At 71.1% G+C, this 25672-nt stretch carries 22 protein-coding genes; 13 read left to right on the forward strand and 9 right to left on the reverse strand.

Annotation, left to right across the window (positions count from 1 at the left end; all coding sequences use genetic code 11):
• Positions 1–186: 186 nt before the first annotated feature.
• Together WBN91_RS08775 and WBN91_RS08780 are read right to left on the reverse strand one after the other, a co-directional pair.
• Positions 187–345 carry a hypothetical protein gene (locus WBN91_RS08775; RefSeq protein ID WP_337722017.1) on the reverse strand — a complete coding sequence of 53 codons (159 nt, stop codon included), beginning with the start codon at positions 343–345 and terminating at the stop codon, positions 187–189.
• Positions 332–1405, reverse strand: a complete 1074-nt coding sequence (locus tag WBN91_RS08780) for a hypothetical protein (RefSeq protein WP_337722016.1) — start codon at positions 1403–1405, stop codon at positions 332–334. The genes WBN91_RS08775 and WBN91_RS08780 overlap by 14 nt, the downstream gene beginning before the upstream one ends.
• 335 nt (positions 1406–1740) lie before the next feature.
• Here WBN91_RS08780 and WBN91_RS08785 point away from each other — a divergent pair, with 335 nt between their 5' ends.
• From WBN91_RS08785 to WBN91_RS08810, 6 genes are all read left to right on the forward strand, one after another.
• A complete protein-coding gene (locus WBN91_RS08785) occupies positions 1741–4698 on the forward strand; it encodes an AfsR/SARP family transcriptional regulator (RefSeq protein WP_337722015.1) in 2958 nt (985 codons plus the stop codon).
• Positions 4699–5322: 624 nt separating this feature from the next.
• A complete protein-coding gene (locus WBN91_RS08790; RefSeq protein WP_337722014.1) occupies positions 5323–6246 on the forward strand; it encodes an SMP-30/gluconolactonase/LRE family protein in 924 nt (307 codons plus the stop codon).
• 238 nt (positions 6247–6484) lie between these two features.
• On the forward strand, positions 6485–8959 hold the full coding sequence (locus tag WBN91_RS08795) for a sensor histidine kinase (protein WP_337722013.1): 2475 nt from the start codon (positions 6485–6487) through the stop codon (positions 8957–8959).
• Between the two features lie 45 nt (positions 8960–9004).
• Positions 9005–9439, forward strand: a complete 435-nt coding sequence (locus WBN91_RS08800) for a roadblock/LC7 domain-containing protein (RefSeq protein ID WP_337722012.1) — start codon at positions 9005–9007, stop codon at positions 9437–9439.
• Positions 9440–9501: 62 nt separating this feature from the next.
• On the forward strand, positions 9502–9810 hold the full coding sequence (locus tag WBN91_RS08805) for a DUF742 domain-containing protein (RefSeq protein WP_246030183.1): 309 nt from the start codon (positions 9502–9504) through the stop codon (positions 9808–9810).
• Complete coding sequence (locus WBN91_RS08810; protein WP_337722011.1) at positions 9791–10384, forward strand: GTP-binding protein; 594 nt, start codon at positions 9791–9793, stop codon at positions 10382–10384. Before WBN91_RS08805 ends, WBN91_RS08810 begins: the two co-directional genes overlap by 20 nt.
• 1 nt (position 10385) lies before the next feature.
• Here the strand turns inward: WBN91_RS08810 and WBN91_RS08815 are convergent, their stop codons facing one another.
• The 5 genes from WBN91_RS08815 to eat all read right to left on the reverse strand — a co-directional run bounded on the left by WBN91_RS08815 (position 10386) and on the right by eat (position 18095).
• Positions 10386–11744 carry a flavin-containing monooxygenase gene (locus WBN91_RS08815; protein WP_337722010.1) on the reverse strand — a complete coding sequence of 453 codons (1359 nt, stop codon included), beginning with the start codon at positions 11742–11744 and terminating at the stop codon, positions 10386–10388.
• Complete coding sequence (locus WBN91_RS08820) at positions 11741–12775, reverse strand: tryptophan dimethylallyltransferase family protein (RefSeq protein WP_337722009.1); 1035 nt, start codon at positions 12773–12775, stop codon at positions 11741–11743. Before WBN91_RS08820 ends, WBN91_RS08815 begins: the two co-directional genes overlap by 4 nt.
• A gap of 519 nt (positions 12776–13294) precedes the next feature.
• Positions 13295–14158, reverse strand: a complete 864-nt coding sequence (locus WBN91_RS08825) for a 3-hydroxybutyryl-CoA dehydrogenase (RefSeq protein ID WP_337722008.1) — start codon at positions 14156–14158, stop codon at positions 13295–13297.
• A gap of 165 nt (positions 14159–14323) precedes the next feature.
• Positions 14324–16582 (reverse strand): cellulose binding domain-containing protein, encoded by a 2259-nt coding sequence (locus WBN91_RS08830; protein WP_337722007.1) that lies wholly within the window; start codon positions 16580–16582, stop codon positions 14324–14326.
• A 100-nt stretch (positions 16583–16682) separates the two neighbouring features.
• Entirely contained in the window at positions 16683–18095 is a 1413-nt protein-coding gene (gene eat / locus WBN91_RS08835; protein ID WP_337722006.1) for an ethanolamine permease, read from the reverse strand.
• Positions 18096–18265: 170 nt separating this feature from the next.
• Here eat and WBN91_RS08840 point away from each other — a divergent pair, with 170 nt between their 5' ends.
• Genes WBN91_RS08840 through WBN91_RS08860 form a run of 5 tightly spaced genes read left to right on the forward strand, consistent with a single transcriptional unit; the run spans position 18266 to position 23121 of the window.
• Positions 18266–19606 carry a glutamine synthetase family protein gene (locus WBN91_RS08840; RefSeq protein WP_337722005.1) on the forward strand — a complete coding sequence of 447 codons (1341 nt, stop codon included), beginning with the start codon at positions 18266–18268 and terminating at the stop codon, positions 19604–19606.
• Positions 19587–20279 carry a gamma-glutamyl-gamma-aminobutyrate hydrolase family protein gene (locus WBN91_RS08845; RefSeq protein ID WP_337722004.1) on the forward strand — a complete coding sequence of 231 codons (693 nt, stop codon included), beginning with the start codon at positions 19587–19589 and terminating at the stop codon, positions 20277–20279. Before WBN91_RS08840 ends, WBN91_RS08845 begins: the two co-directional genes overlap by 20 nt.
• The gene (locus WBN91_RS08850) at positions 20276–21634 is read left to right on the forward strand and encodes an aldehyde dehydrogenase family protein (RefSeq protein ID WP_337722003.1); all 1359 of its coding nucleotides are present in this window, start codon (positions 20276–20278) and stop codon (positions 21632–21634) included. The genes WBN91_RS08845 and WBN91_RS08850 overlap by 4 nt, the downstream gene beginning before the upstream one ends.
• Positions 21635–21648: 14 nt before the next feature.
• Entirely contained in the window at positions 21649–22416 is a 768-nt protein-coding gene (locus tag WBN91_RS08855) for a 3-oxoacyl-ACP reductase (RefSeq protein WP_337722002.1), read from the forward strand.
• A 3-nt stretch (positions 22417–22419) separates the two neighbouring features.
• Positions 22420–23121 carry a FadR/GntR family transcriptional regulator gene (locus WBN91_RS08860; protein WP_337722001.1) on the forward strand — a complete coding sequence of 234 codons (702 nt, stop codon included), beginning with the start codon at positions 22420–22422 and terminating at the stop codon, positions 23119–23121.
• Positions 23122–23147: 26 nt separating this feature from the next.
• On the opposite strand, the gene WBN91_RS08865 is transcribed toward WBN91_RS08860, so the two are convergent.
• Entirely contained in the window at positions 23148–23717 is a 570-nt protein-coding gene (locus WBN91_RS08865; protein WP_337722000.1) for a hypothetical protein, read from the reverse strand.
• Positions 23718–23855: 138 nt separating this feature from the next.
• On the opposite strand from WBN91_RS08865, the gene WBN91_RS08870 reads away from it, so the two are divergent.
• Both WBN91_RS08870 and WBN91_RS08875 read left to right on the forward strand, forming a co-directional pair.
• Positions 23856–24083 carry a helix-turn-helix domain-containing protein gene (locus WBN91_RS08870; RefSeq protein ID WP_337721999.1) on the forward strand — a complete coding sequence of 76 codons (228 nt, stop codon included), beginning with the start codon at positions 23856–23858 and terminating at the stop codon, positions 24081–24083.
• The gene (locus WBN91_RS08875) at positions 24070–24726 is read left to right on the forward strand and encodes a peptidase (RefSeq protein ID WP_337721998.1); all 657 of its coding nucleotides are present in this window, start codon (positions 24070–24072) and stop codon (positions 24724–24726) included. Before WBN91_RS08870 ends, WBN91_RS08875 begins: the two co-directional genes overlap by 14 nt.
• 40 nt (positions 24727–24766) lie before the next feature.
• On the opposite strand, the gene WBN91_RS08880 is transcribed toward WBN91_RS08875, so the two are convergent.
• Positions 24767–25645 (reverse strand): LysR family transcriptional regulator, encoded by an 879-nt coding sequence (locus tag WBN91_RS08880; RefSeq protein ID WP_337721997.1) that lies wholly within the window; start codon positions 25643–25645, stop codon positions 24767–24769.
• Between the last annotated feature and the right edge of the window lie 27 nt (positions 25646–25672).

Raw genomic sequence — 25672 nt, forward strand, 5'->3', positions numbered from 1 at the left:
CGGGGAAAGAAACCGAGGCCCTTCCCGTGGTCGCTGCCGCTTGGCGGAACGCAAGAGCCCCCCGCCCTTCGGGCGTAACGCCTTCGGCGGAAAAGCGCGCCTTCGGCGCGAAAGCGGCGCGCTCCGCGCGGAAAAGCACGCGACGGGCGAGTGGGGATCGGGCGAACCTGCGGCCGGCGGCACCGTCTAGACGACCAGGTCGGCCACCGCGACCCACCGCCAGGTGGCCACCGCGCCCACCACGACGAGGAAGCCGTCCCACGGCCCGCCCACGACCCGCCACACGCCGGGCGCCTCCGCCCGCCACTCACCGGGCGCCTCCGCCCGCCACTCACCGCACCACACGGGGCACCGCCACGGGGGAGACGGGTACCGCCCGCGCCGGCTCGGGCAGGCCCATCAACCGGTACATCGCCCGGCGGGTGGCGGTTCCCGCCTCGCCGGGCCGGGAGCTGATCCTCTTCGCCAGGCCGGGCACCACGACGGCGTCCTCGACCCGCGGGCACCGGGGGTCGACCACGGGCGCGGCGCGGTAGACCAGGTCCGCGAGCCCGCCCGGCCGGAGCAGGCCAGCGGGGATCGGCACGACGAGCACCGGTCGGCCCAGCGCGGCGGCGTACTGCGTGGTGGACCCGAAATCCCCGACGACCGCGTCCGCCGCCACCACGGCCGCCCGCCACCCCTCGTCCGGCGGGACCACCAGCACCTCGCGCGGCAGCCACGCCCGCACCTGCCGCGCGCCGTGGACGCTCCAGATGTTCGGGTGCAACACCGCGGCCACTCGTTCACCGCGGTCCAGCAGCGCCCCGTACAGGCCGATGTGGGCGCCGAAGGTCGAGTGCCGGGTCCAGGTCGAGCTGACCGTGACCAGCCGCTCGTCGGGGGCCACGCCCAGCGCCCGCCGGTAGTGGTCGCGGTAGGGGGCGCTGGCCAGCAGCCGGTCCAGGCACACGTCTCCGGCCACCACCGCCGCGGGCAGCGCCTCCGGGCACGACCGGGCCAGCACCCGGTACTCGTCCCGGTGCGACAGCACGAGGGCCGAGGCGACGACCCGGCCGTCCCGGACCAGGTGGTCGCGGCTCAGCCCGTGCACCGGGAACGTGCCGCCCCGCCGAGGCAAGGCCCGGGATTTCAGCGCGCCCGCGCCGTGGGGCAGCACCATGACCTCGCCGTGCACCTCGTCCAGCCCGCGGAAGCTGGCCGCGAGCACCAGGTCGAACCGGTGCCGGATCGCCTGCCGCCACGGCAGGACGTGCCCGCCGAGGCCGCGCACGAACTCCTCGGTCCCGTGCGTCGCGCCGTGCACGGTGAACAGCACCTGGACGCGGTGGTCCGCCTCCAGCAGCGGCAGCAGGTCCGCGAGCCGGGTCCCCGCGACCACGTGCGGCACCACCACCAGCACCATCCGGCAATCGGTCCGGGTGATCCGTGCATCTGCTCCCAAGCCGATTGGCCCGTTTGTCCACTCGTCGCCGCCCACGCCCACCTCCCATTCGATTCGAGTCGATGGGGAAAAGGTGCGGCACGGTGTGCCCAAAGCGATGTCAGCGATCTCAATTGGACATGTCAGTGCAGGTCAGGGCCTGGTGCACGCGCAATTCCGCAACATTGCGGCGCAATTCACGATGATCTGTCAGGGATCTGTCAAAAGGTTGACAGACGATAACGTTTTTAACACAACGCACACTCCCGTGCGGGCCGCCGCACAATACTGGACGCGCTTCAGCGAGGGGTGGCGCTGTGACCTGTCTCTTCACGATCTTGGGGCAAACGCGCATACGGGCGGACGCCGGCCTGCGCCGGGACTGGGCCGCGCCCAAGACCCGGGCGATGCTCGGCGCGCTGTTGACGCGGCCGGGCGAGTGGTTCACCACCACCAGCCTGGTCGACTGGATGTGGACGGCCGAGGACAGGTTGCCCAAGAACATCGCGCAGACCTTCTACAACTACGCCAACCGCATCCGCGACGGGCTGCGCCCGGTCCGCGGGGCGGCCTGGCTGGAGCAGCGCCGGGGCGCCTACCGGATCGTCGTGCCGCACGCGCAGATCGACTACTTCGCCGCTTCCGCCCTGCTCGACCGAGCGCGGGCCCAGCCCGACCCGGCGGCGGCCGTCGTCCTGCTGCGCGAGGCCATCGACCACTGGCTGGACGAGCCGCTGGCGGACCTCCCCGGCGAACCCGCGCAAGCCTGGCGCCGCAACGCCCGCGACAACCTCTGGCTGCCGCTCCAGAACGCGCTGTGCGAGAGCCTGGCGGCCCTGGGCGACTACCGCGCGGTCCTGGCGCACACCGACGGCCTGCCGCCCGAGGACTCCGCGCACCTGCCGCTGGTGATGCGCAGGCTGGAAGCGTTGCACGGCCTGCACCTGCGCACCGAGATGACGGCCTACTACTTCGCGATGCGCCGCCGGCTCCAGGACGAGTTCGAGGACGCGGCGGCGGCAGCGCTCAAGGAGTTCTTCGAAGGCCTGTCCGAACCCGCGCCCGTCGAACCGCGCCGGTGGAGCGGCGGCGCCGTCGCACCCCGCAGGCTGCCGCACGACGTCGAGGACTTCGTCGGCCGGGAAGCCCTCCTGGCCAAGCTCGACGCGGTGACCGGCTGCGGGAACCGCGAGCCGCGCCCCGGTGTCGTCCTGCTCGACGGTGCGGCCGGGGTGGGCAAGACCGCGCTGGCCGTGCACTGGGCGCACCGGGTCGCCGACCAGTTCCCCGGCGGGGTGCTGCACCGCGACCTCAAGGGCTTCTCCGCCGACGCGGCCCTGGAACCGGCCACCGTCGTGGACGGCTTCCTGGAGGCGTTGGGCGCCGACGTCGACCACCTGACCACGGCCGAACGCCGGTCCCGCCGGCTGGAGTCGCTGCTGGCCGACCGGCGCGCGCTCGTGGTGCTGGACAACGTCCGGGAGCGCAAGCAGGTCGAACCCCTGCTGGCGGTGCTGCGCTCCTGCACCGTCGTGATCACCAGCCGCAACCGCCTGCAAGGCCTGGGACACCGGACGTTTGCCGTGTCCTCTATGGACACCGCCGACGCCGTCCGGATGCTCGACGCCCGGATCGGGGACCGGGGCGCCCACCAGCGGCGCGCGGTCGAGGACCTCGTGACCCTGTGCCGGGGCCTGCCCCTGGCGATCGACATCGTGGCGCACCGCATCGCCGCCAGCCCCGGCGCCCCGCTCGCCGAGTTCGTCGAGCAGCTGCGCGACGAGCGGCGGTTGCTCGACCTCGGCGGCCACGGCGGCGACGACAGCCTCAAGACGGTGTTCTCCTGGTCCTACCGCGCGCTGCGGCACGACGACCGGCGCACCTTCCGCCTGCTCGGTCTGCACCCCGGCCCGGACATCGGCGTGGACGCGGCGGCGGCGATCCTGGGCGTGCGGCGCTCGGCCGCGCTGGACTGCCTGGAACTGCTGGTCGCGACGCACCTGGTCGAGCAGCCGGGTTCACTGCGCCGCTACCGCTTCCACGACTTGCTGCGCGAGTACGCCGAGGAGTGCGCGCGCGCCGAGGTGCCCGCCGACGAGCAAACCGCCGCGGAACAGCGCCTGGTCGACTTCTTCCTGCACACCGCCAAGGAAGCCGACTCGATCACGTTCCCCTACCGCCCCGGCATACCCGTGCCGTCCCCGGTGGACGGCGTCCTGCCGCTGGAGTTCGAGAGCGACCGCGAAGCGCGGGCCTGGGCGGTCGGCGAGCGCGGCAACCTCATGGCCGTCCTGGACCTCGCCGCCCGTCGCGGGATGCACACCAGGGTCACCCGCCTCGCGCACCTGCTGGGCGACATGTTCCGCCGCTGCGGCTACTACGACGAGGCGCGGTCCGCGCTGACGATGGCGATCGGCGCGGCGCAGCTCGACGGCGACCTGGACGCGGAAGGCGCGTCCTACAACGACCTGGGGCTGATGGCCCTCAAGGAGTCGTCCTACCTCGAAGCGCGTCGGTACTTCCACTACGGGCACCTGATCGCGCAGCGGACGGGCAGCCGGCTGGCGATGGCGTCCTCCGTCCACAACCTGGCCCAGGCCGACGTGGCGGAGGGGCTCGTCGAGCGCGGCATCCAGCGCTACGAGGAGGTGCTGGCCCTGGTGCGCGACGGTGGCGCCGACCTGGTCGAGATCGAGGCCGCCACCTGGCACCGGCTCGGCGTGGTGGCGATGACCCAGAACCGGCGCCTGGACTCGGCGGTGTGCTTCCAGCGCGCGTTGGAGCTGCGGATCGACAACGTCTCCGGCCGTGCCGACACGCTGTGCGAGCTGGGCGAGCTGCACCGGCGGCGCGGCGACCTGCCCACGGCCGACCGGTACGCCAGGGCGTCGGTCGCGCTGCACCGGGACGCGGGCGACCGCGCGACGGCGGCCCGTGCCTACGTCGTCCTCGCGTCGATCAAGCGGGACATGCACGACGTGGTCGCCGCGACGAACTGCGCCCGCCAGGCCGTGCAGCTCACCGACCGCGCGGGCAACTCGCTGGGCCGGGCGGAAGCCTTGCTGCTGCTGGCCGACCTGCGGGAGAGCGCCAAGGCCCACGCCGCCGCGGAGGAGGGCTGGGCACAGGCGTTGAAGATCTTCACCGACGCGGGCGACGCGCGCGCACCGGAGGTCGAAGCCCGACTGTCCCGTGTGACCGGCGACCGCGCCATCCCGACCGCCCGGACCGGCGCTTCCCCGGTGGAGCGCGGTCAGGAGACGCAAACGAGCTGATCTTGCCCGCGGATTCGCCGAAGATCACCCGAAGGTGTTGGCGTTTCGCGTGCTTTGAGCGGTGTGTCCAGCGCGGCCATCCGGTCGGCCGCCTGCCGTTCGAGTGAACCCGAGCGCTTGTCGTCTTCTCGTTGATCACCGTTCGAGCACGGACACCCGATCTTGTGCCGCCAAGTGTGTGTGAACGCCGCTCGCATTGCTCCGACCGGGGATCGTCCCGGTGACGACGAAAGATGGAGCAAGATCGCTAGTGCTGTGGACGCGAAGCGCGTGTGGCTGACAAGATCGTTCCAGCCCTCCACATCCGATTGTGAGAGTGGGCACCCTTCATGCGTCATAGGAGAACCTGACTTGCTTAACCGTGCCATCGCGGTCTTCGTGACCGCTGCTGCGCTGGTAGTTGCCGCCGGTGTCGTGACGACCGATTACTGGTCTGTCAACAAGGTCGCCGAGTCGACCTCCGCGCCGGGCGCCTGAGCGCACCCCTGCCGGTCCGGCCCGTCTCGATCTTCGAGGCGGGCCGGTTCCGTGTCCGGGGGTGGTTGCTGTCGGTTTGCTGTAGACCGTTCACCCCGTCGCCGGGCTGCGCCAGACTCGCGGCCACGGACAACCGAAGGAGTGGTCATGTCTCGCACACCCGGTGTGCTGGCCGCGGTGGTCTTGGGGATCTCCCTGATCACCGCCGCGCCCGCCGCCGCCGAGCAAGCGCAGCCCTTCCCCGACGAGTTCGCCCTGCCCGCCGGCTTCCTGCCCGAGGGCATCGCGATCGGGCACGCGCCCGTCGCCTACTTCGGGTCGCGGGCCGATGGGGATCTCTACCGGGTCGACCTGCGGACCGGGCGGGGTGAGGTGTTCAGCCAGGGGCCGGGGACGGCTTCGGTCGGGTTGAAGGTCGATCGGTGGAAGCGGCTGTTCGTCGCCGGGGGAGCGGGTGGCAACGGGCGCGTCGTGGATGCGCGAACGGGAGAGATCCTCAAGTCTTATGCATTCGCCGCGTCCGACACGTTCGTCAACGACGTCGTGATCACCGATGGGGCCGCGTACTTCACCGACTCGCGGAAGGCCGTCCTCTACAAGATCGCATTCGGCCGGCACGGCGAACTGCCCGCCGCACACACCGAAATCCCGCTGACCGGCGACTTCAAGCTCACCCCCAACGTCAACAATGCGAACGGCATCGCCGAGACCCCCGACCGCCGCGCGCTGTTGGTCGTGCAGAGCAACACCGGGTTGCTGCACCGGGTCGGTCCGGACGGCGTGACCAAGGTGGTCGACCTGGGCGGATACGTCCTGACCAACGGGGACGGCCTGTTGGTGGAAGGCCGGACACTCCATGTGGTGCAGAACCGGCTCAACACCGTCTCGGTATTCGCGTTGGACAAAGCCGGTACCAGCGGAAAGCTCGTGACGAAGATCACGGACCCGCGGTTCGACGTGCCGACCACCGTGGCCTCGTTCGCCAACCGCCTCTATCTGCCGAATGCCCGTTTCACCACGCCACCAACGCCTACGACCCCGTACAACGCGGTAGCGGTTCCGCGACCGTAGAGCGTCTCAAGGGTTAAGAGTCAGGGGGCTGATGAGCGCAAAGTTCACATCAGCCCCCTGTTCGGCATGTCACTCGACTGGGTAACCTCGCAGTCGCGTCGCGCACGTGATCGCTGTCTCTTCGTAATGATGATCTTCAGGTGTTACCGTTCCGTGGCCAACGATCAGGTGACGAAGAGGCAGCGCTCGTTGTGCTGCGCCTGACCAGGTGGACGAGTTCACGAGGCTGCGGAGCACTGTGAAGCAGAAGAGCAAGGCGGAGACGAGCCAGAAGACGATCCGCTCGCGGCTCACCGGTGTGGTGGTCGTGCCGAGCGTGGTCCTGCTGGTGATGTGGTTGGCGTTCTCCTCCTACACGGTGTTCGACGGCTTCTACACCCGTGCGGTCGCGGTCAGCGTCAAGGACGCCTCCATCCCCGCCGTCAGCGCGTTCGTCGCCATCCAGAAGGAGCGCGAGCTCGCGATGACCGCGCTCGGCCAGCGCGCGCCCGACCTGGACGACCTGCGCCGCCAGCAGCGCGTCGTGGACGAGACGACGAAGTCCATGCGCAACGCCTTCGCCGACGTCGCGGGCAAGGCGCCGGACGAGATCGTCCTCAAGATCGACAGCCTGAACGCCCAGCTCGACCAGCTGCCCGAGCAGCGCCGCCAGTTCGAGGGCGGCAAGGCCGACCGCAACCAGGTCTACAAGTTCTACAACGACATCATCGACGCCGGCACCCGGCTGTTCACCGCCCAGGCCCGCTCGGTGCCCGACGCGGTGGCCGCCCAGGGCGGTCTGACCGCCACCGACCTGTTCCGCGCCGCCGACTGGATGTCCCGCGCCTCCTCCGTGGCCGCCGCCGCGCTGACCGTCGACAAGCCCGCGGTCGCGGACCGGCTGGAGTTCGTCCGGCTCGTCGGCTCCTACCACGCCCAGCTGGAGACGGTCATGCCCTCGGCCGAGGAGGCGGTGCAGCGCGAGTACCGCGTGCTGACCGACTCCCAGGGCTGGCGCGCGCTGGTCGACCTGGAGAACCGGCTGATCGCCACGCCCGAGGTCAAGCTCGGCGTGGACGAGTGGCGCACGGTGGCCGCACCGGTGTCGGAGAAGCTGTTCGCGCTGACCGTGGACCAGGGCACGCTGGCCGCCGACGTCGGCCTCGACCGCGGCAACAACCGGTTCATCACCGTGCTGGTGGGCAGCCTCATCGCCCTGATCGTGGTCCTGGGCGGCATCATCACCGCGGTCCGCACCTCCAACCGCCTGGTCAACCGCGCCCTGATCACCCGCCTGACCTCGCTGAAGAAGGACTCCCTCGCCCTGGCCCACGAGCGGCTGCCCGACATCGTCGACCGGCTGCGCGAGGGCAAGCACGTCGACGTCGAGGCCGAGGTGCCGCCGCTGGACTACGGCACCGACGAGATCGGCCAGGTGGCCGACGCGTTCAACGCCGCCCAGTACACCGCCGTGGCCGCCGCGGTGAAGGAGAGCCAGGCCCGCGAGGGCGTGAACCGGGTCTTCCTCGACATCGCCCACCGCAACCAGGGCCTGGTGCACCGCCAGCTCAAGATCCTGGACCGGCTGGAGCGCGAGGAGGAGAACCCCGAGCAGCTCGACGCCCTGTTCCAGCTCGACCACCTGGCCACCCGCGCCCGCCGCAACGCCGAGAACCTGATCATCCTCGCGGGCGAGCAGCCCGGCCGGCAGTGGCGCAAACCCGTGCGGCTGCTGGACGTCCTGCGCGCCGCGGTCGCCGAGACCGAGCAGTACGTGCGGGTCAAGGTCAACCCGGTGCCCGACACCGCCCTGGTCGGCGCGGCCGTCGCCGACACCATCCACCTGATCGCCGAGCTGGTGGACAACGCCACCGCGTTCTCCTCGCCCCGCTCCCAGGTGCAGGTGCACGCCAGCGAGGTGCCGCAGGGCGTGGTGGTGGAGATCGAGGACCACGGCCTGGGCATCAACCCCGAGGACCGCGAGCAGCACAACGCGATGCTCGCCGACCCGCCGGAGTTCGACGCCATGCGGCTGCGCGGCGAGTCCCGGCTGGGCCTGTTCGTGGTGGCGCGCCTGGCCGCGCGCCGCGGCATCCACGTCGAGCTGCGCGAGTCGCCCTACGGCGGCACGCTGGCCCTGGTGTTGATCCCGTCCGCGATCGTCGCAGGGCCCGCGGGCACGGGCGAGATCGCCGAGACCGGCCAGCTGCCGCGCCGCGCGTACGAGGAGCAGCTGGTGCCCGAACCGGCCGAGGAGGTGGTGCCCGAGGCCAGGTTTCCCGGTACTTCCCGAGAGCTGGAAGGGTTCTGGGCCGCCGCCGAGGCCGCGGCCAACCGCGATTCCCTTCCAACGGACGACCGACTCAGCGGAGGACTGAACCTGCCCTCGCACAGCGGATCGCTCGACTTCACCGAGTCCGACCTCAGCCAGTCCGACCTGAGTCGGCACAGCGGGTCCCTCGACCTGTCCCAGCGCAGCGGCGAGCTGGAACTGCCGCAGCGCAAGCGCACCACCGCGGGCGCCGAGGACCCTGCCGACAAGCCGGAGCTGCCGCGCCGCCGCCGGCAGCAGAACCTCGCCCCCCAGTTGGTGCGCAACGATTTCCACCCCACGCCCGAGCCGCTCGCCGAGGTCGACGTCGAGCAGTCCGCCGAACGGTCCCGCAAGGGCCTGTCGGCGTTCCAGCGGGGCACGCGCGACGCCCGCCGCTCCGACGACGCACTCGAACCGTAGACCCCGACCGCGACCGGACGAGACGGAAACCGGAAAGGCAAGCCGATGAACGACATGACCAGCCAGCACAACGAACTGAACTGGTTGTTGGACGACCTGGTCAGCCGTGTGGTGGGTGCCCGGCACGCGGTGGTGCTGTCCGCGGACGGCCTGCTGCTCGGTCGCTCACCGGGACTGTCCAAGGACGACTCCGACCACCTGTCGGCGATGGCCTCGGCGTTCCAGAGCCTCGCGCGCGGCACGGGTCGGCACTTCGGCGGCGGCGCGGTGCGGCAGACCATCGTGGAGATGGAGCACGCCTACCTCTTCGTCACGGCGGCCGGGCACGGCGCGTGCCTGGCGGTGCTGGGCGAGGAGGACTCCGACATGGGCATGATCGCCTACGAGATGAACATGCTCGTGAAGCGGGTCGGCACCTACCTGTCCTCCGCGCCGCGCGGCACCGGCTCGGCGTTGCCCACCGCCCGGCGGTCGTCGTGAAGTCCAGCCGCGGGGACTGGTGGTACGACGAGGCGGCGGGCCCGCTGGTCCGCCCGTACGCGATGGTGCGCGGCCGGACCCGTCCGCTGCGCCCGGAGCTGCACCTGGTGACCCAGGTGCGCGCGATGCCGTCGCCGTCGGACCCGGACGCGCTGTCGGTGGAGCACCTGGAGATCATGGAGCTGTGCCGGCGACCGCTGTCGGTGGCCGAGGTCGCCGCGTACCTGGACGTGCCGCTGGTGGTGGTGAAGGTGCTGTTGAGCGACCTGATCCAGCGCGGCGACGTCGTGATCAGAGACCCCTCCCGGGTGCCGGTGGTACCGGACCGGAACCTGTTGCAGGCAGTGCTGGATGGTGTCCGTGGAATCTGAGCGGCCGGGCGGGGAACTGCTGGTCCCCACCCCAGTCAAGATCGTCATCGCCGGCGGTTTCGGCACCGGCAAGACGACGATGGTCAACTCGGTCAGCGAGATACCGCCGCTGCACACCGAGGAGCTGCTCACCGAGGCCGGTGTCGGGGTCGACGACGTGGTGGGGCTGGAGCAGAAGGAGACCACGACGGTCGCCCTCGACTTCGGCCGCATCACCATCAACCCCGAGGTGGTGCTGTACCTGTTCGGCACCCCCGGCCAGAACCGCTTCTGGTTCATGTGGGACGAGCTGGCCTACGGTGCGATCGGCGCGGTGATCCTCGTGGACACGCGGCGGCTGGACTCGAGCTTCCCGTCCATCGACTTCTTCGAGCGGCGCGGCATCCCGTTCGTCATCGGGGTCAACTGCTTCGAGGGCTCGCACCTGTACGAGGTGGACGAGGTGCGGCGGGCGCTGGACGTGGACGACGCGATCCCGGTGGTGCTGTGCGACGCCCGGGAACGCGAGTCGAGCAAGGCCGTGCTGGTGAGCCTGATCCAGCACACGATGGACCGCCTCGACGCGACGGTGTGACCTAGCCGCGTCGAGTGGTCAGCACCGAGGAGCGGCGTTGCGCCCGCAACGCCGCCAGGTAGGGCGCGAAGTCGACGTGGATGGAGTCGGCGGCCGACGTGCCGTAGCGGGCCGCCGCCATCTCCAGGTGCGCCGAGATCTCCTTGCGCATCGCGCGCGGCGACGGCGGTTCCGCGATTCCCTCGACCAGGTCGGCGATCCATTCCGCCTGCGCGTGCACCAGGTGGGTGATGGCCCCGAACGGCTTGATCAGGCCGGCGAAATAGAGGTCCGGCTGGGCGGGTGACACGACCCGCTGGTACAGCGCGACCCGCCCGCCCGGTTCGAACACCCATTCGAAGGGCAGGAATGGGAATTCGATGTGGTACCCGGTGCAGTAGAGCAGTTCGTCGGCGACCTCGACCGTGCCGTCCGCGAAATGTATAGCCGACTGATCGACGCGGGCGATCGCGGGTTTCGCGACGACGTCCCCGTGCGCGATCCGGCTGAGCAGTTCGTCGGACACCATGACGGCCCCGCCGAACAACGGGTGGTCCGGTTCCACGAGACCGTAGTCGCGCAGCGGACCGCGAATCACCCGCAGCAGCACCTCGATGAGCCGACGTTGTTCCGGGAACGCCAGGCGGGTCCACCACCGCATCCCGGCGATTTCGTCCAGAGGCAGTCCGAGCAGGGTCTTGGGCAGCACGTGCCGGCCGCTGCGCTGCACCAGGATGGTCCGCTCGGCGATGCGGGACAGGTCCACGGCGATGTCGGCGGCCGAGTTGCCGAACCCGACGACCACCACCCGTTTGCCCGCGTGGTTCACCGGACCGGCGTAGTCGAAGGAGTGCGATTTGCGACCGGGAAAAGTCTCGTCACCGGGCAGCGCGGGCACTTTGGGCGACCAGTGGTGGCCGGCGGCGACCACCAGGTGGCCGAACCCGCGGGTGCGGCGCCGGCCGGAGCGGTCGACCGAGGTCACCAGCCACGTGCCGTCGTCGTCGCGGTCCACCGACTCGACCTCGACGCCCAGCTCCGTCACCTCCGTGACGCCCTTATGGTCGGCGTAGTCGCGCAGGTAGGCGGCGACCTGGTCGTGGCGGGGGAAGCGGGGCAGGTCGCGCGGCATGGGGAAGTCCGGGTAGCCGGTCAGGCCGCGGGCGGTGTTGAGGTGCAGCGACGGGTAGGCCGGGCCGGGTCTGGCCGCGTCGGGGTGGTGCCAGAGGCCGCCGACGCCGTCACCGCGGTCCAGCACGGTGACCGGCAGGCCGCGGGAGCGCAGGGCGGCGGCGACGGCGAGGCCGGAAAAGCCCGCGCCGACCACGCAGGTGTGGTCGACCACGGGCCATTCGACGTGCGGTTTCGGCCGTTTCTTCACACCGCCACGCTCGTGGCGGACCGGGGCGCCGTCGTGCTGTGCGCCTCGGAGGACAGGTAGACCGAGATGCCCGGACGCGGCCGGCCCATGCGCAGCGACACGTGCGCGATCAGGCCGACGCCCTCGTCCAGCGGGCGTTGCGCGACGCTGTCCAGCGCGCGGTCGAACTGGGTCGGGTCCAGGCCGTACTTGGCCATCACGGCGAGCACGCGGGCGCGGGCCTCGGCGTCGTCGTTGACGTAGTCGCGGATCGGGACGTACAGGGAGTAGCCGCTGGGCGCGGTGACGTCGCCGTCCATGAAGGTGAAGCTGGACACGAGTGGGCGACCCCCGAACGTGGGGTGGTCGCGACCGCCCGTGAGCAGGCAGAAGTCCGGGAGCCGGTCGCTGTCGACCCCGATCGCGGCCTGCGCGGCGCGGGCCACGTCGGCCACTCCCGCGAGGTCGTGCGAGATGTAGACCTTGACCCGCGCGCGGTGCCGCTCGACCAGGTCCAGGGCGAAGAACGAGTAGCGGTCCAGGCCCGGCCGGGTCACCGCGTGGGCGCGCAGGGCGGCGTGACCGGCGGCGAAGCCGGTGCGCGACAGCGCTTCCCGGACCAGCCCCTCGGCGGCGGCACCGCCCCTGACCTCGGGGTTCAGGTACACCTTCACCGCGGGCGGCGCCGCGTGCCGCAGGACGAGCGAGTACCAGAGGACGAAGTCGTGCTCGGGCCGCTCGGGCAGGAACAGGTCGGCGACCGCGTCGAACCGGGAGGTGTCCACGCCGGGCCGCCGGGCGATCCGGCGCAGCGCGCGCAGGGCGGCGGCGGTGTTGTCCTCGCGCGAGGGGGTGACCGCGGTCGGCTCGACGATCATCCGGACCGCGGTCGGCTCGCCGATGCCGAAGGCGGTGGAGAACTCGACCGGCGTGTGGTCGTCGGCCACGCCGGAGGCCCAGCCGAGGGGGCCGGAAATCGGCCGCAGGCCGCCGGGGCCGAGCGCGTCGGCGAGCAGCGAAACGGAATCGGAGATATTGTCGCCAATTCCCACGGAATGCAGGAGGGAGGTCAGTTGCCGACTGGTGAAATCGCGGATGGATACCTCTCTGGCGGCCAAGGCGAGTCCTCCTCGTGGGTGCGCACCGAAAGTACGTCAAGCAAAGCGGACTTGTCCACCGGGGGACCCTGGCGTGACGCAGCGCACTCTAAACGGCCGGAGCGGTCGTTGTCACATTTGGGGCGGGTAGCCGAAACTGCTCCGAACGGCATATTGACGGCTAATGTCGTCAGCCTTTCGTCTCAATGTGTCGTCGCTCTCGATGACGGATCGTGTTCTTTGTCGGCGTGGGTCGGTGCGGTAAACTCCGAGGTTTCCGCACCAATGCGGTCTCCCATTCAAGACGCGCCGGTAAATGGCTTTTCATACCGTTCGGCGGTCGTGTGAGGGATCCTCATGTGGTAGAGCGCCCGGACCGGATCGGGTCGGGCGCGTGCATGGGACGGCGGCGTGCATGGGACGGCGGCGTGCGTGGGACGGCCGGGTCGCGGCGGTCCCATGCACGCGCGGGGGTCAGCGGGAGTAGTTGTGGAACCCGCGTCCGCTCTTCTTGCCCAGCAGGCCGGCGTCGACCATGCGCAGCAGCAGCGGCGGCGGCGAGTACAGGGGCTCCTTGAACTCGTCGTACATCGACTCGGCGATCGCCTTGGTGGTGTCCAGGCCGATCAGGTCGGCCAGGCGCAGCGGACCCATCGGGTGCGCGCAGCCCAGCACCATGCCGTTGTCGATGTCCTCGGCGGAGGCGAAGCCGGACTCCAGCATCCGGATCGAGGACAGCAGGTACGGGATGAGCAGGGCGTTCACCACGAACCCGGCCCGGTCCTGCGACAGGATGACCTCCTTGTGCAGGACGCCGGTCACGAACTCCTCCGCGCGCTGCTTGGTCTGCTCGCCGGTCAGCAGCGAGGGGACCAGCTCGACGAGCTTGAGCACCGGGACCGGGTTGAAGAAGTGCACGCCGATGACGTGCTCGGGGCGGCTGGTGGCCATGCCCAGCTTCATGATCGGGATCGAGGAGGTGTTCGAGGCGAAGATCGCCCGGCGGTCCTCGACGACCTTGTCCAGCGCGGCGAAGACCTCGGTCTTGACCTGCTCGTTCTCCGCGACGGCCTCGACGACCAGGTTCCGGTCGGCGAAGTCGGCGAGGTCGGTGGTGAACCGGAGGCGCTCCAGTGCGGCGTCCCGGTCCTCGGCGCTGAGCTTCCCGCTGCGCACGCCCTTGCCGAGCGAGGAGGCGATCCGCCCCCGCGCGGCCTCGGTGGCGTCGTGGCTGACCTCGGAGACCAGCACGTCGAGGCCGGCACGCGCGCACACCTCGGCGATGCCGGACCCCATGAGCCCGCCACCCACCACTCCAACACGTTGAATGTCACTCACGCCCTGATCCTGCCAGGGCGGACCTCGCGCGCACATCTCCACCAGGAGGGCGACCGGCCAGTAGGTTCCCCGGCCGGCCGCCCGTCTCGCCGACGATCTTCCGCCTGATGGTAGTAGTTGACCGGTCGTCTACTGCGCGTCTATGTAGTTGACCGGTCGTCTACTTCAGCAGGGTGAGCCGTTGACCTTGCAGTCGAGCGGCAGGCCGGTGCCGGTGACGCCGAAGCCGAAGTCGGTCGACGCGCCCGGGGCGAGGGTGCCGTTGTAGGGCTTGTTGGTGAGGGTGTAGCGGGTGCCGTTCCGGGTGACGTCGGCTCGCCAGGCGCTGCTCAGCGCGGTCCCGGCGGGGAGGTCGAACTCGATGCGCCACGACGTGACCTGGGTCGAGCCGCCGTTGGTGATCACGTACTGGCCGTTGTAGCCGGTGGACCAGGTGTTGGTTTGCGAGAACTTGGCGGTCAGCCCGCCGGTCGGAGGCCTGGTGGTGGTCGTCGTGGTGGGTGGGGTGGGTGTCGTGGTGCTGGTGGGTGGGGTGGTGCTGAGGGACTTCAGGAACAGGGAGGGGCCAGGGTCGGTCAGTGCGGTGTGGACGCCGCTGCCGGTGTAGTCGAGGGTCTCGCGCCTGGCCCAGTCCGGGATCGGCGTCCCGGCTTGCGCCAAGTGCTGGTAGCTGCTGCCGTTCCACCCGAACTGGTACACCGTGGACTGGCTCGCGTAGTACGGCACGTAAGCCCCGCCGGGCGTGGTCTGCTTCGCCAGGTCGTTGTTGAAGAAGACGTTCTGCGGCCCGGTCGCCCCGGACCACTTCACCGCCTTCTTCCCCGCACCCCACCAGATCGGGTACCAGGTGCTGTCGTCCGGACCGCCGCCGCCCTCCTCGCCGCAGTTCGCGGTGCACGAGCCCGACCGGTGGTCGTACGGCACGCGGACGGTGTTGAGCTCGAACAGGTTGTGCCGCTCCCACCCGCCGTGCAGGTTGAGGTCGCTGTCGAAGTCGTTGCCGATCACCACGTTCTTCGACGCCGACCACTGGAAGGTGAAGTGCCGCAGGTCGCGGGTCGTGTTGCCGGCGTACAGGCTGTCCCACACCCGGCTCCCGCGCAGGTACCCGTTGCCGCCCTTGCCCTTGTTCCACGAGCCGTCCATCGTGTTGCCGACGACCTGGATGTTCTTGGCCTCCTCGGTGACGATCGGGTGCGACCCGACCATCTCGATGGTCATCCCGCGCACCCACGAATCGGCCGCCCACTTGAAGACGATGCCGTGCATCGAGTACTCCGGCGCGATGTTGCCGTAGTCGTGCACGGCGTCGTCCCGGCTGACGCTGTACGTGCCGCCGCCGAGCTTGGGCAGCCCGTTCAACTCCAACCCGAACGAGAAGTTCTCGAACCCGACCCCGACGACCGGGTCCACCAGCGGGCTGGCCTTGCTCGCGTACACAGTCCCGTCGATGGGTGCGGAACCGTCCGAAGTGGAGTCCACCGGCAGGTCGAACTCCAGCGGCGTGTCCAGCGTGATCTGCCCGGACCCCACCGCCACCACGCCGTGGATGCGCTGCCGCATGTGCAGGTTCTGCAACGGCCAGTCGGTGGGCAGCGCCTGCTGCTCCTCGTAGAACTTCATGCTGTTGGCCGCGCGGACGTTCACCAGCCCGCCGACTGTGAACCCGGTCGTGCGGACCACCCGCACCACGCTCTCACCCTTGCGGGACGGGGCAGACAGTGCGACCCCGGCCTTCCAGTGCACGTTCACGGTGCCCTTGACCAGGTCCGCCCGGTTCGGGGCGGTGCACCCAGAGGTGTACGAACTGTGCACCTGCTGGCTCTGCACGCGGAACAGCCCGCGTCCCGGCCACAGCCAGCCGCCCTTGGGGCCGCTGCCGCACGTCATGCCGTCCTCGTCCCAGTCGCTGCCGTCGGGCGTGAGGGTGTCGTAGCGGGTGTTGGTGTCCGGCCGGTAGACCACGCGGGTGCCGGTGGACCCGCGCAGGGTCAGGAAGTCCGCGTCCACGAACAGTTCGCGGGTCACGTCCAGCGTGCCCGGCGGCAGGGTGATCAGGGACAGGTTCGTGTACCCGGCGCTGGGCGAGCACGACGTCCGGATGGTGTCGATCGCCGACTGCAAACCGCCCGTGTCGTCGGCGCCGTCGTTGGGTCGCACGCCCAGCGCGGCCAGTTCCTCCGGCGTGATCCGACAGGCGGCGTTGGACGTGTGGTCCGCCTCGGTGGGCAGGTTCTGCCCGCCCCGGTAACCCGCCTTGCTCCAGTCCGGCAGACCCGGCAGGGGAGCGCGGCGGTTGGCGGGGCTCAGGTCGAGCGCGGCGGCGGACGCCGCGGGTTGGGCCTGTGGGGCGGCGACCACGGCTGTGGAGATGGCGATGGCCGCGAGCGTGGCGGCGCTCGCGGCTAACGCGCGGTGCTTCATGAGGGCTCCTACGGGACTCGTCCGTAGGCGGCGGTTGGGCGGAGGTTATTCGGGAGTGGTCTAGACCGTCAAGTATGTGGACGGGGTTCAGCTACGTGAATCAGGCCAGGTCGCGCTCCGCCTGCTCGATGGCCGCGAACTCCTCCTCCGGGGCGGCGGCGACCAGGTGGTGGCGGCTGTAAAACCAGAAGTACGCCAACGCGACCACGACGATCCCCGCGGTGATCCCTGCGGCCAGCTCGTCGACGAAGAACGTCGCCACCACGGCCGCGACCGCCAGCACCAGCGCCACCCCGGTCGTGATCACGCCGCCGGGCGTCCGGTACGGCCGCTCCAGGTTCGGCTCCCGCACCCGCAACACGATGTGCGACAACATCATCAGCACGTACGACAACGCCGCCCCGAACACCGCGATGTTGATCAGCAGAGCGCCGTTCTGCGTCACCGAGGCGAGGATGAACCCGATCGCGCCGGGCACGATCAGCGCCAGGTACGGCGTCTTGCGCTTGCCCGTCCGCGACAGCCAGCGCGGCAGGTACCCGGCCCGGGACAGCGCGAACAGCTGCCGCGAGTAGGCGAAGATGATCGAGAAGAAGCTCGCCACCAGACCGGCCAGCCCGACGTAGTTCACCACCTGCGCGAGCAGGTTGTCCCCGCCGTACGCGGCCCGCACGGCGTCGGGCAGCGGGTTGTTCGACGCCTTCAGCACCTCTGACCCGGCCCCGCCGGGCGCGAACACCAGGATGGCCCCGGCGAACAGCAGCAGCGCCAGCATCGCGCCGATGATCCCGCGCGGCATGTCCCGCTTGGGGTCGCGCGCCTCCTCGGCGGCCAGCGGAACGCCCTCCACGGCCAGGAAGAACCAGATCGCGAACACCAGCGCGCCCAGCGCCCCGGTCACCCCGAACGGCAGGAAGTCCCCGCCCGCCACGTCGAACAGCTTGTCCGCGTCGAACTTGGGGATCATGCCGATGACGAACGCCAGCAGGGCCACCACGGCGATGCCGGTGATCACGAACATCAGCCGCAGCGCCTCGCCCACCCCGTACAGGTGCACGCCGATGAAGATCAGGAAGCACACCAGGTACACCGGCCACGCGTTGGTCAGCCCGAACAGGCCGAGCGTCTCGACGTACCCGCCGATGAACACCGCGATGGCGGCGGGCGCGATGGCGTACTCGATGAGGATGGCGATGCCGGTGGCGAACCCGCCCAGCGGGCCGAGCGCGCGGCGGGCGAAACCGTAGCCCGCGCCCGCCACGGGCAGCGCGGCGGCGAGTTCGGCCAGGCCGAACACCATGCACGTGTACATGGCGCCCATGAGCACAGTGGCGACCAGCAGGCCGCCCCAGCCGCCCTCGGCCAGGCCGAAGTTCCAGCCGGCGAAGTCGCCGGAGATCACGTACGAGACACCGAGTCCGGCCAGCAGGACCCAGCCCGCCGCCCCGCGTTTGAGCTGTCGGTGCTCCAGGTACTCGTCGCCCACCTTCTCGTACTCGACGTGCTTCGCCATCTGCGCTCCCTAATGGGTTAGTTGCGCTCCTTTGAAGGTGGTTGAGGGTGACGCGTGCGCTGCGGTCATGTCAATAGGACCAGGTCAATGGGGGGCTGGTGTCCCGGCCTGGTTGATGTCAGGATGGGGCGTCCAATGGCTCGCAGTCATACCTTTGGAGGTACGCCGGGATGCTCACCGTCGACGAGTTGCGCGAGTTGGTGGACGCCGGTGAGATCGACACCGTGCTGGTGGCGATCGTGGACATGCAGGGCCGGCTCCAGGGCAAGCGCTGCGCCGCGCGCTACTTCCTCGACGAGGTGGTCGCGCACGCTGCCGAGGGCTGCAACTACCTGCTCGCGGTGGACGTCGACATGAACACCGTCGCCGGGTACGCCATGTCGTCCTGGGACCGGGGCTACGGCGACTTCGTGATGAAGCCCGACCTGTCCACGCTGCGCCGCGTCCCGTGGCACGAGGGCACCGCGCTGGTGATGTGCGACATCGAGTGGGAGAACGGCGAGCCCGTCGTCGCCTCGCCCCGCCAGATCCTGCGCCGCCAGCTCGACCGGCTCGCCGAGCGCGGGTTGCAGGCGTTCGTGGGCACCGAGCTGGAGTTCATCGTCTTCGACGACACCTACGAGGAGGCCTGGCGGCGCGGCTACCGCGACCTGACCCCCTCCAACCAGTACAACGTCGACTACTCCCTGCTGGGCACCGCCCGCATCGAGCCGCTGCTGCGCGCCATCCGCAACCACATGGCCGGCGCGGGCCTGGAGGTCGAGTCGGCCAAGGGCGAGTGCAACCCCGGTCAGCACGAGATCGCCTTCCGGTACAAGGAAGCGCTGGCCACGTGCGACAACCACAGCATCTACAAGACCGGCGCCAAGGAGATCGCCTCCCAGCACGGGAAGTCGCTGACCTTCATGGCCAAGTACAACGAGCGCGAGGGCAACTCGTGCCACATCCACCTGAGCCTGCGCTCGGCCGACGGCGAGCCGGTGTTCGCCGAGGGGCACGGGATGTCCGGGCTGATGAAGTCCTTCCTGGCCGGGCAGCTGGCCGGGCTGCGCGAGCTGACCTACTTCCTCGCGCCCAACGTCAACTCCTACAAGCGGTTCGTGCCGGGCAGCTTCGCGCCCACGGCGGTGGCGTGGGGCCGGGACAACCGGACGTGCGCGCTGCGCGTGGTCGGGCATGGCCAGTCGCTGCGGTTCGAGAACCGCGTCCCCGGCGGTGACGTCAACCCGTACCTGGCGGTGGCGGCGCTCATCGCGGCCGGGCTGCACGGCGTGGAGAACGACCTCCAGCTGGAGGACGCCTTCGAGGGCAACGCCTACGGCTCGGACCGGGCGACCGTGCCGACCACCCTGCGCGACGCGGCGTCCCTGCTGGCGCAGAGCGGGATCGCGCGCGAGGCGTTCGGCAAGGACGTCGTGGACCACTACCTCAACGCGGCCCGGGTGGAGCTGGCCGCCTACGACTCGACCGTCACCGACTGGGAGCGCATCCGTGGCTTCGAACGGCTCTAGGCCGCTCATCGGGATCAGCACGTACCTGGAGCGGACGCGGTTCGGCGTGTGGGACGCCGAGGCCGCGGTGCTGCACCGGGACTACCTCGACTCCGTCGTCCGCGCCGGCGGGCAGCCCGTGCTGCTGCCCCCGGTGGGGGAGTGGTCCGATCTGTCCTTCTTGGACGGACTGGTGCTGGCCGGTGGCGCGGACGTCGATCCCGCGCGGTACAACGCTTCCCGTGACCCCCGCACCGGTCCGGCTGCGGTGGAGCGGGACGAGTCGGAGTTCGCGCTGGTGTCCCGCGCGTTGGTGGAGGACCTGCCGTTGCTGGCGGTGTGCAGGGGGATGCAGATCCTCAACGTGGCGTTGGGTGGCACGTTGACCCAGCACGTGGACGGGCACAACGTGACCCCGGCGGTGTTCGAGAAGGTCGACGTCACCGTGTCGGCCGGTCGGTTGGCGGGGATCGTCGGGCCGACCGTGTCCGTGATGTGCCACCACCACCAGGCGCTGGACGTGCTGGGGGAGGGGCTCGTGGTCACCGGACGCGCGCCGGACGGGGTCGTGGAAGCGGTGGAGCTGCCGGACCGGCGGTTCGTGGTGGGTGTCCAGTCGCACCCGGAGGCGAGCCGGGAGGACCGGGTCTTCGGTGCGTTCGTCGAGGCGGCGAGGAAGGGTGGCGGCGAGTGACTGCCTTCGAGGTCATCAACCCGGCGACGGCGGAGGTCGTGCGGTCGGTCGAGCTGGCGTCGGTCGAGGAGACCGACGCGGCGATCGCCCGCGCGCAGGCCGCGTTCCCGGCGTGGAAGGCCGTCGCGCCGGGCGACCGGGCGCGGCTGCTGCGCCGGTTCGCCGACAAGGTGGACGGCGCGATCGAGGAGCTGGCGGCGCTGGAGGTGCTCAACGCCGGGCACACCATCGGCAACGCCCGCTGGGAGGCCGGGAACGTCCGGGACGTCCTGCACTACTACTCCGCCGCGCCGGAACGGCTGTTCGGGCGGCAGATCCCGGTGGCGGGCGGCTGGGACGTGACGTTCCAGGAGCCGCTCGGCGTGGTCGGCGTGATCGTGCCGTGGAACTTCCCGATGCCCATCGCCGGCTGGGGTTTCGCGCCCGCGCTGGCCGCCGGGAACACCGTGGTGCTCAAGCCCGCCGAGCTGACCCCGTTGACCGCGCTGCGGCTGGCGGAACTGGCGCTGGAGGCGGGCATCCCGGAGGGTGTGTTCCAGGTTCTGCCGGGGGCGGGTCCTGTGGTGGGGCAACGGTTCGTGACGCACCCGGCGGTGCGCAAGGTCGTGTTCACCGGGTCCACGCGGGTCGGCAAGCAGATCATGGCGGGCTGCGCCGAGCAGGTGAAGCGGGTGACGCTGGAGCTGGGCGGCAAGTCGGCCAACATCGTCTTCGCCGACGCCGACCTGGAGCAGGCGGCGGCCACCGCGCCCTACGGCGTGTTCGACAACGCGGGCCAGGACTGCTGCGCGCGGTCCCGGATCCTGGTGCAGGCCTCGGTGTACGACAAGTTCATGGAGCTGCTGGAGCCCGCCGTCAAGGGTGTCGTGGTCGGCGAGCCCGGCGACGAGAAGACCGAGATGGGGCCGCTCATCTCGGCCACGCAGCTGGAGCGGGTGTCGGCCTACGTCCCCGACGACGCACCGGTCGCGTTCCGCGGTTCCGCGCCTGATGGACCCGGGTTCTGGTTCCCGCCGACGGTCCTCGCGCCCGTGTCGCCGCGTGACCCGGCGGCGGTGGACGAGATCTTCGGCCCGGTGGTGGCCGTGATCCCGTTCGCGGAGGAGGAGGACGCCGTGCGGCTGGCCAACGACAGCGAGTACGGGCTGTCGGGGTCGATCTGGACGCGGGACGTGGGCCGGGCGCTGCGCGTGTCGCGGGCCGTCGAGGCCGGGAACCTCTCGGTGAACTCGCACTCGTCGGTGCGGTACTGGACGCCGTTCGGCGGGTTCAAGCAGTCCGGCCTGGGTCGGGAGCTGGGGCCGGACGCGCTGGAACCGTTCACCGAGACCAAGAACGTCTTCATCGCTCATTGATGATTGGGAGAGACATGGCACAGCGACTGGAAGGCCGGGTGGCCGTCGTCACCGGCGGCGGCAGCGGGATCGGCCTGGCCTCGGTGCGCAGGCTCGCGAGCGAGGGCGCGCGGGTGGTCGTCGCGGACCTCGACGCGGGCACCGGCAAGGCCGCCGCCGACGAGGTGGACGGGCTGTTCGTGCAGGTGGACGTGACCGACGAGGAGCAGGTGTCGGCGCTCTACCAGACCACGGTCGACACGTACGGGTCGGTCGACATCGCGTTCAACAACGCGGGCATCTCGCCGCCCGACGACGACTCGATCCTCACCACGGGCATCGAGGCGTGGGACCGGGTGCAGAAGGTCAACCTCACGTCGGTCTACCTGTGCTGCAAGTACTCCATCCCGCACATGCTGGAGCGGGGCAAGGGTTCCGTGATCAACACGGCGTCCTTCGTGGCGACGATGGGCGCGGCGACCTCCCAGATCTCCTACACCGCCTCCAAGGGCGGCGTGCTGGCGATGAGCCGGGAGCTGGGCGTGCAGTTCGCGCGCCAGGGGGTGCGGGTCAACGCCCTGTCGCCCGGACCGGTCAACACCCCGCTGCTGCGCGAGCTGTTCGCCAAGGACCCGGAGCGGGCGGCGCGGCGGCTGGTGCACGTGCCGCTGGGGCGCTTCGCCGAGCCGGAGGAGATCGCGGCGGCGGTGGCGTTCCTGGCCAGCGACGACTCGTCGTTCATCACCGCGTCGAACTTCCTGGTCGACGGCGGTATCGCGGGCGCTTACGTCACCCCGCTCTAGGTGATGATGCCCTTGCAGGACGCGTTGTTCCGCCCGGTCCGGGCGGGCAACGCGTTCGAGGAGACCGTCGAGCGGCTCATGCAGGCGATCCGGCTGGGCGTGGTCCCGCCGGGCGAGCGGCTGCCCGCCGAACGGGAACTGGCGACCCGGCTCGGCGTGAGCCGGGTGACCCTGCGCGAGGCCATCCGCTCCTTGCAGGACGCCGGGTACGTCGAGTCGCGGCGCGGCCGGTACGGCGGGACGTTCGTCAACACCACGCTGCCGGCGGCCTCCCCGGGACGTCCTATCGCGACTCCCGAGCTGCTGGACGCCCTCACCCTGCGCGCGGTGCTGGAGGCCGGTGCGGCGGAGTGCGCCGCGTCGCGCTCGCTGGGACCCGCGGAGCGTCGGAACCTGGGCGCGCGCCTGACCGAGTGCTCGTGCGCGTCGCTGGACGAGTACCGGCGCAAGGATTCCCGGCTGCACCTGGCGATCGCGGAGTCGACGGGGTCGGCGTCCCTGACCGCCGCGATCGCCGACGTGCGGATGCGGGTGAACGAGCTGCTGGACCGGATTCCGCTGCTGCCGCCCAACCTGGCGCACTCGAACGACCAGCACGAGCGGATCGTCACGCACATCCTGGCGGGCGACCCGGAGGCCGCGCGGCGGGCGATGGCCGAGCACCTCGACGGCACGGCCTCGCTGCTTCGCGGCTTCCTGAGCTGACACCGGGTTGTCCCGCGGCGGGTTCTTCAGCGGTCGCGGAAGTCCCGGCCCGGTCCGCGGTCGTCCATGCGGCCGGGTCCGCGGTCGTCCATCCGGGAGTGTCCGGGCCGGTCGAACGCGCCTTTCCGCCGGTCGTGCCCGCGGTCCTGGTCGAGCAGGGCGACGAACCCGCCACCGAGCACGAGCCCGAGCAGCCCGACCGCGACCAACTGCGTGGCCCGGTGCCGCGCGACCCGGCCGACCGCCGCACCCCGGCGGGGCGGGTAGTGGCCGGGCGCCGGCGCGGGATGACCGGTCCCGGGCGGCGCGGCGGGCGGCGGCTCGGCTCCGGCGTGGGCTTCAGCGGGCTTCTCGGCGGTCGGCTTGGCTGCGGCGGGCTGCTGCGGCGGTTCGGCTCCGGCGGCGTGCGGCGCGGCGGGCTGCTGCGGCGGCTCGGACCCGGCGGCTTGTGCGGTGCCGGCGTCGCGCGGCGCATCCCCGGCGGCGTGCGGCGCGGCGGGCTGGTGCGGCGGTTCGGGTTCGGCTCGTGCGGTCGGCTGGTTCAGCGGCTGGGTGCCGGGGTCCGGCGTGCCCTCGGGGTGCGGCTGGTCTGGCATGGCGGGGCTCCTGTGCTCATGGGTCTGCTCCACCAGCGTGCGTCCTCCACCTGAGCGGATCCTGATCGCCGGCTGTGAATGTCCTGTTGACCGTCAGCATGTGTTGACGCCACCCGCTCGTCAGCATATGTTGACGACATGTCCACCATCGCCGATCTCGGCCAGGCCGCGCAGGGGACCGACCCCGACGCCGGGTTGCGCGCCGTGGCCCGGCTCCGGGTCCTGGTCGAGCAGTTGGAGGCCGCGCACGTCGACGCCGCCCGCCGCGCCGGCTGGTCCTGGCGCGACATCGCCACCCGCCTCGGCGTCACCAAGCAGACCGTGCACCGCAAGTACGGGAGGGGTGAGCCCGGTGTTCCGCGCTGATCCCGAACTCGGCCGGGTCGTCGACCGCGCCCTCCGGCTCGCCCGCGACCTCGACCACCCCCGCACCGGCAGCGAGCACCTCCTGCTCGCCCTGACCTCCCTCACCGGCCACCACGACGCCATCCGCGAAGCCGTCGACCAGGCCGCACCGCAGGGCGCGGGCGCGGCGGCGGACCGGGTCGCGCTGAAGACCCTGGGGATCGACTTCGACCAGCTCGTGGCCGGTGTCCGACTCGACCGACCACCCGCCCGCGAGCCCCTCTTCCCGCTCGGCGCGGCCAAGGCCCGTGCCCGCTGCGCCCGGCTCGACCCACCGCTGGGCCTGGACGCCCAGGCCGCCTACGAAGCCTCCCTCCGCTTCGCCCTGGCCCGCCGTGAACGCCGGCACCGTCCCGAGCACCTGGCACTGGTCCTGGTCGCGCTCGACCCGGGCGTGGCCTGGGTTCTCGACACGGCCCGCGTCGACCGCACCGCCCTCGTCCACGACCTGGCCCGCCGGTTCCCGCCACCGCGCCGCAACCCCGTGCTGCGCTGGGAAAGGCGCCTGGGCAGCGCGATCCGCCACCGCGACCTGGTCACCCGCTACCAACGCACCACGGGCCGCACGGCGACCTCGTCGGTGGCCGCCTTCATCACCGACTAGAAGGCCCGGGTGTCCACTGTGGATCGTCCTCGGCACACCCTCACAGCCGGAACCGGGCCGCTGCCTCGCGCAGGGCGTCCGTGAAGGGGTGCGCCGGGTCGTCCGCCCGGGTCGCGACGACGACCGTCCGCCTGGCCTGCGGGTCCCGCACCCGCACCAGGGCGACGTCCGGCCGCACGGAGGGTGCGGCCAGACCCGGCACCAGGGTCACGCCCAACCCGGCCGCCACCAAGCCCAGCTTGGCCGTCCACTCCCGCACCGCGAACTCCACCTTCGGCGGGTCCGGCCAGGCGCCCAGGAAGGTGTCGCTCGGGTCGTGGCTGCCCGCGATCCACCGCTGCCCGGCCAGGTCCGCCAACCCCACCTCACCGCGACCCGCCAGCGGGTGGTCACGGGCGACCGCCAGCAGCAGCACGTCGTCCAGCAGCGGTTCGAACGCCAAGCCCTCCTCGGCGGGCACGCCCGGCAGGGTGGCCACGACGGCGACGTCCACGGTCCGCGCCCGCAGTCGTCGCAGGTGAGTGGGGGTCAGGCCCTCGCGCAGCACGACCTCCGACCCGGGGTGAGCGGCCCGGTGGGTCGCGATCGCGCGGGGCACGAGGGCCGCCACGGCCGTGGGGAACGCGCCCACGCGCACCCGGCCCCGGGAGCCCCGCACGCCGTCCAGTTCGCGGCGGGCGGTGTCGAGCTGGTCGAGGACGGTGTCCGCGTGCCGGCGCAGGACGTGCCCGGCGGCGGTCGGGCGGACACCCCGCGCCGTCCGCTCGAACAGGGGCACGCCCGCCGCCGCCTCCAGGGCGGCCACCTGGCGGGACACCGCCGACTGCGTGTACCCCAGCGCCTCGGCGGCGGCGGTGAAGGTGCCCCGGGTCGCCACCTCGCGCAGCACCCGCAGGCCGACCAGCGTGAACTCCGACATGGAGCTATGCCTACCACGCATGGCTTG

This window comes from Saccharothrix sp. CCNWYY140 (assembly GCF_037401995.1).
Lineage (GTDB): Bacteria > Actinomycetota > Actinomycetes > Mycobacteriales > Pseudonocardiaceae > Actinosynnema.

Bases quoted from the DNA above. Each gene is read 5' to 3' on its own strand.
- WBN91_RS08800 (WP_337722012.1), top strand. From the start codon at position 9,005: ATGAACGACATGACCAGCCAGCACAACGAACTGAACTGGTTGTTGGAC.
- WBN91_RS08855 (WP_337722002.1), top strand. From the start codon at position 21,649: ATGGCACAGCGACTGGAAGGCCGGGTGGCCGTCGTCACCGGCGGCGGC.
- WBN91_RS08860 (WP_337722001.1), top strand. From the start codon at position 22,420: ATGATGCCCTTGCAGGACGCGTTGTTCCGCCCGGTCCGGGCGGGCAAC.
- WBN91_RS08790 (WP_337722014.1), top strand. From the start codon at position 5,323: ATGTCTCGCACACCCGGTGTGCTGGCCGCGGTGGTCTTGGGGATCTCC.
- WBN91_RS08810 (WP_337722011.1), top strand. From the start codon at position 9,791: ATGGTGTCCGTGGAATCTGAGCGGCCGGGCGGGGAACTGCTGGTCCCC.
- WBN91_RS08880 (WP_337721997.1), bottom strand. From the start codon at position 25,645: ATGTCGGAGTTCACGCTGGTCGGCCTGCGGGTGCTGCGCGAGGTGGCG.
- WBN91_RS08840 (WP_337722005.1), top strand. From the start codon at position 18,266: ATGCTCACCGTCGACGAGTTGCGCGAGTTGGTGGACGCCGGTGAGATC.
- eat (WP_337722006.1), bottom strand. From the start codon at position 18,095: ATGGCGAAGCACGTCGAGTACGAGAAGGTGGGCGACGAGTACCTGGAG.
- WBN91_RS08870 (WP_337721999.1), top strand. From the start codon at position 23,856: ATGTCCACCATCGCCGATCTCGGCCAGGCCGCGCAGGGGACCGACCCC.
- WBN91_RS08805 (WP_246030183.1), top strand. From the start codon at position 9,502: ATGGTGCGCGGCCGGACCCGTCCGCTGCGCCCGGAGCTGCACCTGGTG.
- WBN91_RS08865 (WP_337722000.1), bottom strand. From the start codon at position 23,717: ATGCCAGACCAGCCGCACCCCGAGGGCACGCCGGACCCCGGCACCCAG.
- WBN91_RS08780 (WP_337722016.1), bottom strand. From the start codon at position 1,405: ATGGTGCTGGTGGTGGTGCCGCACGTGGTCGCGGGGACCCGGCTCGCG.
- WBN91_RS08830 (WP_337722007.1), bottom strand. From the start codon at position 16,582: ATGAAGCACCGCGCGTTAGCCGCGAGCGCCGCCACGCTCGCGGCCATC.